Annotated in this window: 7 protein-coding genes and 2 pseudogenes; 4 read left to right on the top strand and 5 right to left on the bottom strand. The window is 39.8% G+C overall.

Translation table 11 applies throughout. The features are described from left to right. The 3 genes from CXF62_RS14795 to CXF62_RS00780 form a co-directional block, all read right to left on the bottom strand. A partial coding sequence (locus CXF62_RS14795) for a hypothetical protein (protein ID WP_206780875.1) occupies positions 1-180 on the bottom strand: 180 nt, incomplete at its 3' end. Further along, on the bottom strand, positions 177-2,138 hold the full coding sequence (locus tag CXF62_RS00785; RefSeq protein ID WP_057758733.1) for a hypothetical protein: 1,962 nt from the start codon (positions 2,136-2,138) through the stop codon (positions 177-179). The genes CXF62_RS00785 and CXF62_RS14795, both read right to left, overlap by 4 nt. Further along, positions 2,131-3,570, bottom strand: a complete 1,440-nt coding sequence (locus CXF62_RS00780; protein ID WP_102092554.1) for a tyrosine-type recombinase/integrase — start codon at positions 3,568-3,570, stop codon at positions 2,131-2,133. Before CXF62_RS00780 ends, CXF62_RS00785 begins: the two co-directional genes overlap by 8 nt. Before the next feature lie 267 nt (positions 3,571-3,837). Here CXF62_RS00780 and CXF62_RS00775 point away from each other — a divergent pair, with 267 nt between their 5' ends. Both CXF62_RS00775 and CXF62_RS00770 read left to right on the top strand, forming a co-directional pair. Then, on the top strand, positions 3,838-4,782 hold the full coding sequence (locus tag CXF62_RS00775; protein WP_160023035.1) for an Arc family DNA-binding protein: 945 nt from the start codon (positions 3,838-3,840) through the stop codon (positions 4,780-4,782). 106 nt (positions 4,783-4,888) lie between these two features. Next, positions 4,889-5,637: pseudogene (locus tag CXF62_RS00770) on the top strand (IS5 family transposase). 312 nt (positions 5,638-5,949) lie between these two features. Here the strand turns inward: CXF62_RS00770 and CXF62_RS00765 are convergent. Continuing rightward, positions 5,950-8,118, bottom strand: a complete 2,169-nt coding sequence (locus CXF62_RS00765) for a cytochrome c biogenesis protein CcdA (protein ID WP_102092553.1) — start codon at positions 8,116-8,118, stop codon at positions 5,950-5,952. 168 nt (positions 8,119-8,286) lie between these two features. On the opposite strand from CXF62_RS00765, the pseudogene CXF62_RS00760 reads away from it, so the two are divergent. Beyond that, positions 8,287-9,511 (top strand): annotated as a pseudogene (locus tag CXF62_RS00760) (IS3 family transposase). 140 nt (positions 9,512-9,651) lie between these two features. On the opposite strand, the gene lnt reads toward CXF62_RS00760, so the two are convergent. Beyond that, positions 9,652-11,220 (bottom strand): apolipoprotein N-acyltransferase, encoded by a 1,569-nt coding sequence (gene lnt, locus CXF62_RS00755; RefSeq protein ID WP_102092552.1) that lies wholly within the window; start codon positions 11,218-11,220, stop codon positions 9,652-9,654. Positions 11,221-11,459: 239 nt separating this feature from the next. Here lnt and CXF62_RS00750 point away from each other — a divergent pair, with 239 nt between their 5' ends. Then, positions 11,460-12,110 (top strand): DUF411 domain-containing protein, encoded by a 651-nt coding sequence (locus tag CXF62_RS00750; protein ID WP_102092551.1) that lies wholly within the window; start codon positions 11,460-11,462, stop codon positions 12,108-12,110. The last annotated feature ends 296 nt before the right edge of the window (positions 12,111-12,406 follow it).

Below are 12,406 nucleotides of genomic sequence, written 5' to 3'. Positions count from 1 at the left end.
AATAGTCCTCATTAAACTACTAGTAGCACTATAGTCCCAAATATCGTCAGAGAATAATGATAAAGCATCTCCACTCTTGGAAAGCGTTATAACCAAACTAGATGATGGGTTCTCGATTAGGTCTTTAGATATTGGTTGTATCTCTTTAACAAGGGGTTCACGCATCATTATTTTGGTCATAAACTTAAGCTTTTTCTGTTAGATTCTGAGGCTACAGTGAGAAAATTTATATGCTCATCCCAATACTCATTATAAATTTGCATTTTTATTTTTTGTTCAGCATCATCAACGAGTTCAATTACTCTATTATCTTTTCCTTTAAGAATATTGATAATCTCGTCAATTCTAAATAGTGATGGTTCTATAGAGAGAAGATGATATTCAGGATCATCACGAATCATAGAAGACTTTAGTAGAGCCTCCTTCAAACTTAATAGTTTATGTATATCTTCAAAATCTATATGAATTGCAAAAAATTCACAGAACAAACAACTTTCAAATGTAGCACAGGAAGGGTTGGGGGCTTCATTATTAAAGCCCAATGCCTTAACAGGATCATTATCTGATAGGTTAGAACAAGATCCTGCTGGTATTTTCTCCGTATCATAGTTAGTTGAAGTCTTGATAGATATAGTTTGTTCATTAGTTCGATTAGACCTAAGAACTGCGGTAATCATTTTTTCGTGATAATGATTCATCTCTATTGCTTGAGACTCAATATCGATCGAAGTGTAAGATTTAGCTACTGTAGTTAAAGAGTTATTCAACTTCCTAGCTACTAATGACAAATTTCCTTTAGAATGTTTTATGTAGTATTCCGCACATAGGTTTCTAATGTCTCTAGCAGTAACCCTTTTAACCCCTTTAAAAAGTGGAGTATTGTCGTCAATAGAACTGACAGAGCTACGTGCAAAACGCTTTAATTGACGATGTTCTCCAATACGCATAAACAAGTATTCTTGACAGTCTCCAGGAAGATGAAGGTTATCAACCCACTCTCTAAGTTTCAAATACTGTATGAGATAACGTTTTAAGTGAGAAGGAGCGGAAAATTCAATCTGTCTACCTGCTCGATATTTATGTTTTTTAGCAAAAGTTGATAAGCCAAGGTTTTCCAAATTTAAATCAGATATTTTCAAATCAAGTGTGGGTTGTATATTAGCAGCAGTGAAAGAAAGGTAAATGTAATAAAAGCAATATGTACATAGGTTATAAGCATAAATTTTTCTAGAGTCTAAATTCTCATTGATCCATGTATTTCTGTTGTTTATTAATGTGTTTTTATAGAAATCTTTCTTAGTATGCTCACAATTATAATAATTTGATAAAGCATTTTTTACCTCATTAAAGGGTAAGGGTTCACCACTATTGTAGAAGCAATTAGGTAGTTTCTTTATGCCATATTTTCTAGTTGAATCCCAATAATAATCATTACTTGATGATTTTGCTAAAGTAATAGGTATAGGGTAGATTTTATTTAATATGGCGTATGAGAATTCATTAAAGTATGTAATGCAGGTTTGTAAGAAGTTTTTGAAGTCTTCTAATGAGGAGTCTCTTTCTTTACTGTTATGCCCCATATGACGATGCTTGGGAATAATACTAAGTATATCGATATCAGATAAGTTATAAGCGATTTTTATGAAATCTCTTGCAGTATTTAGCTTGTCATAAAGAGTTGTAGTGCTTATAGATTTTGCACCACTTAAACGCGCCTTTTGATAGAGATTAATTTGATAATATTTATAATTAGATGCTAAATCATCTAAAGTAAGAGGCTTAGAGCCTTCAAAATCACAAAAATCAAAAAAATATCTTAAATTATGAAGGTAACCTCGCACCGTTTCATCTCTCAACCCTTTTTGAAGGATTTCCCTAAGGTACCTTCTCAACCATTCTACACGTTCTATAGACAATGTTGATTCATCAACTAGGCCCGTAATATAGCTCTTAGTTTTATCTCGGGAATGACCAGAATCGTTCTCTCTATTGGTATAGCAGACTCTACCAATATCGACTTTAAAGGACACACCATCAGCTCTTGAACCTACAATTACTGTGTATTGAGGATCAACGATATCTTCTATTTGCTTAGTGCTTATCTCAATAAGCTGCCTGTCATTGAAAGAATTAGACATTATATTCGCCCTTATCAAATGTTACGCCGAACGTATCTTGTATATCATTGAATTCTTTTACTTCCGAGTCGAATTTTAGATAGGCCTCAGTGGTTGTTAGGCTTCTATGGTTTAACCTTTGTCTGACATGATCAAATATCTTAGAATCAGGGTATTCCTTAGCTCTAAGGTTTCTTACGATATTCATCCCATAGGTAGCACGCAAATCATGGAATGAAAAATTTTGAAGACTTGGTTCAAATTTTTGAACCTTGGAAATGAATTTTTTTAATTCATTTCTTAAAGATTGGCCGTTTTTAGGTACCATAACGGGCGCTTCAGTGTTCCAAACTGGTTTAGGGTTGTTACGATTACGATCTATAATTTCTCTTTCAGCAGTTAAATAGGGGTTTCCAGTTCGAGTTAAAAACACATAGTTATCGTCAGTATTTGCATAAAAGCTGTTTATATTTTGTCTTCTATGTTCCGCTCTTTCGCAATCTATATATGTTGCTAAATGATCAATTAGGTTACGTGAAAACATTAAGCGGTTTAGTCGCCCACCCTTTGAATCTGTTCTGTATTTATATCCAGTATTTATCACGGCATAATTTGAATCAGCATTTTGTTCTAAGTAGTGGAGAGCAGTTTTGATACAAGCAATAGAGAGAGTGCATACGCTTTGTTGTCTAGCTCCTGTTCCGAGAGCTATTCTTATCATTAGCTCTAACTCTATTGACGCATAGTTTTTATCAAATGCCCTGAAAATAATTTCTTGTTCTTCAGAGCTTAAAGGACGCAGACTGCCTCCATCTCTCAACTTACCTAGTGATGGTAAGGGTTTTCTGCTGCTTCTTAGCTTGAGATCATTTGTAATAACACTAATATTCCTCATTATTCCTACATTATTATGAATAGGTATAGAAACCTTCCTTTCTCTAAAGGGCTTATTCTCTATATCAGACTGAGATACGAATGATTGATGCTGTATATAATTATAGAAATGAGCAACAGAGGACAGAATGTTATTAATGTATTGAGAGCTAAAGTCGTGCTGTTCTATTACAGCCTGTAAAAAAGCTTTGAATTTGCGAGGAACCCTTTGCTGATACTGGGTAGGTAAGTCTAAAAAGTGTTGGTTACTATGTTCTAGGTACTGTAGATAGTATTTTAGGTGGATAGCTCTTGCGGATAACGTTTTCATATTTGAAAGCGCAGGAGGAGTGTCTAGTTGTCCCATGAGATATAGGTTACCTATTTTCCAAGGTAAACCATCTGATTGAATGATAACAGGCATTCTGAAGTGATAATCTGAGTTAGCTAAAGAGCTAAAAGTGTAATCGTAATCATTAGCCTGAGAAGTCTTTGACCAATTTGCATTCTGCAATCTAAACCGTCTTAGATAAATTACTTTTGCATTAGAGTCAAAAAGGTCTTTAAGATAAGGTTTCATCTCTTTTCTAGTTCACTGAGTTCTTTGGCTTTAAACATAAGCTTTTCTATATATTGAGATAACGAATGGAACTGGTTCTTTGCATCATTTATGGCAAAATTCTTAAGTTCTTTAGGTACCCGGACGTTCATCTGAACCTTCTGATTTGACATGTATTTACCTCTTTAGGGTTTGTTACATAATATGATAGCATTATGCTATCATTGCCGCAAGTTCCTTATGGTAATATTATTTGTTTTAAATTCAATATTCTATTTGGGCTTTAAAATGTCAAAAAATGTGCAGTTTAATTTAAGAATTCCTACTGAATTGAAAGCCCTGATCTCCGATGCCTCAAAAGTTAGTGGACGTTCAATTAATGCCGAGGCACAGTATCGACTAGAAAAATCTTTTGAAGGTCAAGAAGGAAGTTATATCGAAGCTATCGACGATTTAAAGAGTTTTTTTGATGCTCATTTACGTAGCGATCGCTTAAATCTACTATCTGGCAAACTAAATTTCCTCTTGAGTGAAGCTAAGGCAACTGATAGTTTTCATACCCCAAGTATTTCTAGAGTTGCTGAGGCCCTGGGATACAATAGTGTGGGCGTTACTGAGGATTGGTTTGAAGGGCGAAAAGAGCCATCGTTTAACGAATTAGAAAAATTAGCCACATACTTTGGATGCCAAAAGAATTGGCTCGCTCATGATGAAGGAAGGCCTTTCGCAAAAGAAACATTTGAGTTTGGTTATGATATTGAAGAGAATGCTAGAAGCTTATTAAAAGGTAATAATGAAGATGAGGTTAAGTTGGTCTGGTTTGCTCGGAACAATACTGAAAACGGTGAACTAGTTATTATCAAGCATTACGATAGTTGGCATGGTTTGATTCTAGACTCTCGTGTGCATGTCAGTGACAAAGTAGGTATAGGTGGCTCTGAAGACAGAGCGCTCCTATCCTTAACATTAAAGTATCTTTGTAAGTACCATATCTCAAAGATCAGAGGAGCAATAGTTTCAGAACCAGACTTTAACGAATTAATTTGGGCCAAACAAAATCCGATCAAAGTAATTGATAAGTATCGTCACAATTCTTGGATTGAAGATATTTGGGATAGGTCAATGTATTCAAAGAAAGCTAATAGTTACTGGAAGGGATGGAGTGAGATGTGCATGTCTAATGAACTTTATATTAGTGGACATGAGATTTTATCTAAAATATCTATAAAGTAATTTGAGATAAAATAAGTATGCCATACTAGGGCGTGTCATCAATTAGCATAGATATTTCAGAATAAGCTATACTTAGATCGTATTTAGGAATTTGAGCTCAATGACTATGACAAGACGACATGCCCTACGTGATGACCAATGGGAGAGAATTAAAGACATTCTACCTGGTAAACCAAGTGACGTTGGTGTTACTGCAAAGGATAACCGCTTGTTCGTAGAAGCGGTTCTGTACCGTTACAAGACCGGCATACCTTGGCGTGACCTACCTGAACGCTTTGGCGACTTCAGAGTGATTCATACTCGTTTTAGTCGCTGGTCAAAAAAAGGCGTATGGAAGCAGGTTTTTAATCAACTCTCTGAACAATCCGATGACGAATATGCCATGCTAGATGCCACGATTGTTAAAGCCCACCAGCACAGTGCTGGAAAAAAAGGGATCAAGCCATTGGACGCAGCAAAGGTGGACTGAAGACTAAAATACATACTCGAACAGATGCATTAGGCAATCCTACTGGCTTTTATCTAACAGGTGGGGCAGCTCATGACCTGTGTGGCTCAGATGAATTGCTTGATGTCAGTATTAGCCAAACGTGGCTTGCCGATAAAGCTTACGATGCTGATGCCCGCGTTATTGAACCGATTAAAGCAGTGCAAGGTAATGCAGTTATACCATCTAAGTGTCATCGGCTGCAGCCAAGAGACTTCGATAAAGAGCTTTATAAAGCGAGGCACCTAATAGAGAACTTCTTTGCCAAGATTAAGCAGTATCGTGCGATTGCCACTCGCTATGATAAGTTAGCCAGTCATTTCCTTAGTGCCATTCACTTAGTTTCTTGTGTCGTTTGGCTTAATTGATGACACGCCCTAAAGAAAATCAATAAATATGGACGTGCAAGGTAGCCATTACTCGTGGTAATGCGCCTTTAGCAATGTTGCTTTATTGTAATGAAAATAAGGGCACTATACTAGCGTTATTGCGAGCAAATACTGATGTAAATAATAAGGTAAGTAGCAAAGTAAGTAGTAATAAATAATGCTAAACCAAGGATTTAGCGTCTATGTTAAAAAGGCTATTTAGTAAGATTGAAAAAGCCAACGTCCTACTATCACAGGAAGTTGGCTTTTTAATGGGTAGAAATGATGTGGAATTTATCTACATTTAAACGATTAATTTAGCGCGGTTAAGGTTTGCTCAAACGCTGCGCGCCCGATTTCACCCACTTGTTGATTGACCAATTGCCCGTCTTGATAATACAGCAATGCTGGCGGACCAAATAGTTTATAACGCGCTAAGATTGCTTTTGAATCCGCTGTAGTCTCTGTGATATCAAGTTTGACCAATTGCCAATCTTGCATTTGCGCAGGACGATTATGAAATAAGTTTTTATCCATAATCCGGCATGCAATACACCATTCGGCGGTGACATCGACCAGCACTTTAGGATTGGCGGCGACAATAGTGTCTAGCTCAGCCAGCGTAGTAACAGTTTTATCTGTTGCATTACTCATGGCTGGTTGATCAGCAGTTGTCTGCAGCACCGGAACCGCAGTTAGGGAGGCAAGCGGATGCAAGCTGTCGTCATTGCCCAATGCGGCGCCGACGATTAAACACGTCGCCCAAATACCAGCGATTAAGCCTAGCGCTTGGGTCAGCATCCGACCTTTGCCTAGCCAGCTCCACGCCCACATCGCCACGACCATAAACCACAGCGCCCAAACCATCAGCATCACAGGCGAGATAAAGACGCGTTCAATTAATAACAATGCCACGGCAAAAAGCAACAAAGCAAAGCCCTGCTTGACCCAATTCATCCACTCGCCTGCTTTTGGCATGATTTTACCTTGGGTCGCGCCAATTAAGATAAGCGGCGCCGATAAACCAAAACCGAGCATAAATAAAGCCGCAAAGCCAAGTAATGGACTTCCAATCGTTGATACAGCAAGCAGCGCCCCAAATAAGGGTGCCGAAACGCATGGCGATACCACGAGTGCTGATAAGAATCCCGCAATTAAACTGCCACCCGTACTACCAAGTTTGCTATCCCCCGCTTGGCTTAGACCCTGCATTTTACTACTGATGAATCTTGGCAGACGAATGCTAAATACGCCCAACATATAAAGGGCTAATAAGACAAAAACGATGGCAAACCCAATTAAAATAATCGGATTTTGTAGCCAACCGATAATGCCTAACGATTCGCCAAATACCGCAATGACCGCGCCTAAAATACCATAAGCGATGGCAACACCAATAGCGTAGCTGGTCGTTAAAATAACACCGCGTTTTACCGTTGGATTGTCTTCACGCGCGACGATATTGGCAACAATCGGTAGCATCGGTAACACGCATGGCGTCAATGCCAAGACCAACCCTGCCAAGAACAATAACACCAATGCCAACCACGGATGCGAAGCTAAGCCAAAAGGGTCACTATTAATGGCGTTATCAACGACAACGGTATTGTTTGTTGCAGCAGCATTATTTATGACAGCGTCATTGTTCGCTGCTTCACTTGTGACATTATCGCCTACCACTTCTTCATCGGCTCCAGAGATGGTATTGATTGCACCAAGCTCTGCATCTAACGCTTCGTCATCTAACAATGCATAATCAATCACCTCGTCATCTGGCGTAGTTTGCTCTGTAGCAAGACGATCAGTATCAGTCGCCTCTGTAGATGCTTGCGCAGTTTCTGCATTGCTGTTATTGCTCGCAGAAACTGTAGCAGTGCTACTTGAACTATTGGCTGCCGATTGTGACGCAGCAATTTTGACCGTGGTTTTTATTTTCTCCGGTGGATAACAAAGTCCTGCTTTGGCACAGCCTTGCCAACCTATCGTTACAGCGGCATTATTTATCGCCTTGCCATTACTACTGCTCAAAACGGTGCTAGCAACCATATTGGCTTGGTCAAAGACCAATACTTGACCAAAGGTCGGATCATCTATGGAGACTGGCTTTTGGCTAAAGCTAAAAGGTGCAGCGCTCACGCCAGCAGGCAACGTTAGCTTAATTTGGTCTTTATAAACATAGTGCTCAGGCGTAATGTCAAAGTTAATGGCTAAGCGCGTGCCATTATTGACAGGTTTACTACTGCTACTGACCTGAAACGCTTCATCAACAGGCAAAAATTTCGGTTGGGTCGCGCTTTTATCACTGCTAAATAAATCGCCCAATCCTGCCGCTTGCGATGCCACTGGCACGGCCGTCAGCCCAGTCGCTGCTAGCCCTGTCAATAATGAACCCGCGCTGAAAGCGAACGCCAACAGATAAGATTTTTTCGACGATTTATTTTGCGTTAATGACGGAGACTTTTCTGCGCTCTTAAGGGACATGAAGGGCTACCTATTATTTCCAATATTCGAATTGACCAATTCACTGTCTGTATGGACTTGTCTATTTACAACCCCAGTTCGGGATAAGCAACATTGTAACTCATGAGCTATGCTGAAGAAACCGTAGAGATAAACTTGGTAAACTAAGCGTATTAACAGGAGTTTATCATGACCAAGAAAGTAAGAACCTACAGTGACGAATTTAAAGCCGAGGCCGTCAAGAAGATATCAGACAATAATTGCAATATCTCAGCCACTGCAAAGCAGCTTGGCATTGCCATGCAAACGCTCTCAAATTGGCATAACAAAGCCAATCAAGGCAAGCTTGTCGGCACAGAGCAATACGATCCTGATCTTATGAGTGCTCTTCAAGAAATAAAGCAGCTCAAGCGGCAGCTCAAAGTGGCTGAAGAGGAACGCGAAATACTAAATGAGGAGGGATAAAGCGAAGCACTGCTTCGCCCCGACGCAAGGGGAGAGCTATGCTCGAGTTGGCGACGGCGTACTTCGCGAGAAACAGTTAGTCAGGTACGCCTTTATCAAAGACAACCAGTTCCTCTTTCGCATCACCACTATGTGCCGTGTGTTAAGGGTTAAGCCATCAAGCTATTACGACTGGCTAAGTTGTGATCTCAGCGACCAACAGATACATCGCAACCAGTCTGAATTACTGGTTAAAGCGGCTCACAATGAAACGAAAGAACGTTATGGCGCAGATCGACTGCATGCTCATCTAAGCGAGCAAGGCCATAACATTAGCCTGTATATGGTAAGAAGCATCAAAGAGCAACACGGCATTAAATGTCGTAGTCATAAGCGCTTTAAAGTCACCACCGACTCCAATCACAACAAGCTGGTCTATCCAAACGTACTGGATCAGAAGTTTGATGCTAAGCGCCCTAACGAGTCGTGGGTCAGCGACATCACCTATATCTGGACGAATGAGGGTTGGCTGTACTTAGCAGGGGTCAAAGACTTATACACCAAAGAGCTTGTCGGTTACGCTATTAACAAGCGTATGACCGCAGATTTAGTTTGCAAAGCACTAAATATGGCCATCAAGAATAAACGTCCAAGCAAAGGGCTAATCGTTCATTCAGACAGAGGCAGCCAGTATTGCAGCCATGCCTACCACAAGACCATTAAGCAGCATCAATTTATAGGCTCAATGAGCGGCAAAGGCAACTGTTTCGATAACGCTCCGATAGAAAGCTTCTGGGGCACATTAAAGAATGAGCTGGTATATCATCAAGACTATAAAACAAGGTTCACAGCCATCAATGATATTATCAGTTATATCGAGCTATATTACAACCAGACTAGGATTCAAAAAGGTTTGGGCTATCAATCGCCAAGACAGGTGTGGTTTGATTATTATCGTCAGGCTGCGTAATTAAAATCTCCCAAGTTTATGTATACGGATTTGACGGCAGGGGTCAATAGTTTAAAACTTTTATATTTACGTGCGTTAGGACGTTACCTAGAAAAAATAAAAAACTTACACTGATTAAATTATTATGATTAAGTTTACTATTACCCTCGTCTTCTAAGTGTGGTTAGACCTTTGCCAAAATAGCTTAGTAGTAATAACAAGGTTATTATTATCAAGATAGGATAATTTCCCATAAGCATAAAGGGCGTGTTACCAACCCGTGCCTGTATCTCACCACGTAGTACAGTACGCTCAAACTGCGGTGCGCGTTTTACAGTACGACCTTTATGGTTAATGATAGCGGTAACACCAGTATTGGTCGCTCGAATAAACCAGCGCCCGTTCTCAAGAGCGCGCATTTGTACCATTTGCAAATGTTGCAATGGTCCTGCTGAAGTGCCAAACCAGGCATCGTTAGAGACGGTCAACAAAAAGTCAGTATCGATTGCATTTTTACGCGTGGTATCTGGATAAGCTACCTCATAACAGATAGCCGTCCCTATATTGTGTCCACGCACCTGTAGCGGTGACTGCTGATCACTACCACGACTATAGCTCTTAATATCCTGACTACCGGCCAAACTTGGGAAAATATCGAGCACGCCTTCAAATGGAATATACTCTCCAAAAGGCACCAGACGCTGCTTCTTGTATAGGCCTTCCGCTTCTACACCTCGAGCAATCACGCTATTGTAAAATGGGGGATACTTATCCGTATTGGCATTGAATGCCACTTTATCCTTATAAGGGATACCAGTTATCCATGTCGTATTGGTCGCATTAGCCATTTCTATCATTTCACTAATAAAGCCCGCAGCCTCATCCTGAAACATCGGAATAGATGATTCAGGCCACACCACAACATCACGTCCCCACTCAGTGCGTGTTAACTTCGCATAAATCTTTAGCGTTTCTACTTGATACTTAGTCAGCCACTTTATATCTTGTGAAATATTACCTTGAATCAATGACACTGACAGATCAGGTGTGCCCTTAGGTTTTGTCCATTGCGGATTGACCAGCCATAATGATGTGCTAATGGCTAATAACAGTACAGAAACGATGGCATAACTACTGCGCCGAAGCAGTAGCTCTACTAAACTTGCAGCCAATAGTATGGCAACAAAAGAGACGGAAAAAACACCAGCAACGGGTGCTAAGGACGATAACCAATACTCTTCAGTAAATGCATAACCAACAAACAGCCACGGAAAGCCTGTGAATAACCAAGTTTTTAACCATTCTTGTAGCACCCAAAGAGCAGCAAATGAAAAGGGTTGTTTGCCTACCATACGGTTAAAGACTAGTGCTAACAATCCATGAAATAGTCCCATACCGAGACCCATCAATGCAATCATAATCAATGCGAGCCACGTTGGTGTATCGCTATAATCATGGATAGCAGTATAGAGCCAAAAGCCGCCGACGCACCATAGCCCCATACCGTAAGCTTCACCGATAATAAAAGCGCGACGACCACTCATACTTGTCACCAACAGCGCATATAAAATCGCTGGTGATACTATTGCTAGCGGCCAAAACCCATAAGGCGCTAGCGAAAATAAAAAAATAGCTCCTGCAAGCCATGCTGCTACTAGCGTAAGCGATAGCGGTAATTGATTTAAGTGAGTACTCAAACGCTTTTGTAGATTAATAGTAGACAGGCGCATCGCAAATTATCCAAAATTATGAGCCTTGAATTTTTAATCAAAATCCAAAACTTAGATAGAGCCGTTAATACTACAGGCAGTATTTTAAAATAAAAACTGCTTATGATACCAGCCTGCACTGCTCAATGTATAAATTTACGTACCCCGTTTGATGGGTTATTATGCTACATTACCAAACGATATGAAGTGTTACTTGACCTTCTATAGCTCACAATATTTACAGTACATGAGAGAGCACTATGACCCCCTTAAAAATAAAATCCAGTCTTATATTCAATCGTCATCTGTCTAAGGGGTTGCGTGGTACGCTGGTGTTACTTGCCGCCTCATCACTATTTGCTTGTAGCCAACCGAGTAGTGGCGTATCTGATGCAAACACAACATCAGTAACAACCGAAAATGCAACAGCTATCACTTTAAAGGAAGATGAACCAAACGCTAAAAGTGCTCACATGATGACAAGGTCAGTAAGTAAACCAGACCTACTAAAAAACGTCTCAGCTACGGTCTATAAAGATGCCAATTGCGGCTGCTGTAAAGAATGGATAAGTCATGCAGAAGATAATGGTCTAAGTGCAACCGCGCAAGATGTTGCGGACTTAGCCGTATTTAAAGAGCGCTACAGCGTTCCAAATGAAATGCGTTCTTGCCATACTGTAGTCACTACGGATGGTTACGTCTTTGAAGGTCATGTACCCGCTAAATATATGGCGCAGTTTTTAGAAAATCCGCCAGTACAAGCTATGGGTCTTGCCGTACCTGGCATGCCTATTGGTAGCCCAGGTATGGAGTATCAAAATAAATTCATGCCCTATCAGGTTATGCAGCTCAATAAAGACGGGACAACCCAAGTTTATGCTGATATTGAATCGGTAGAGCAGCAATTATAGTGTGTTAGCAGTTAAGAATACTTTGATTATAGTGTTAGCGTTAAAAGTAAATGAGGTAGGTATAAGACTGTTCTATTGCTTATAAAATGATTCTTCATCAAAAAATTCATTAGCTATTGCGACTTTAAAATTAAAAATAACTTTGAATTTGTAACTTTTGATGACAATGTAAGCGAATTTATCGGTTATTAACCCTTAAAATAGATAAATGACTAAGGGTTAATACAAGAATATACATGATGTATCGCAACAATTACGTAAGATTACATAGTTCCTTAGCGAATTAAAATTCATAT

Source organism: Psychrobacter sp. MES7-P7E, assembly GCF_002863645.1.
Classification (GTDB): Bacteria; Pseudomonadota; Gammaproteobacteria; order Pseudomonadales; family Moraxellaceae; genus Psychrobacter.
The sequence above is the reverse complement of the archived record's forward strand: the minus strand, read 5'-3'. Positions and strand labels throughout refer to the sequence as shown.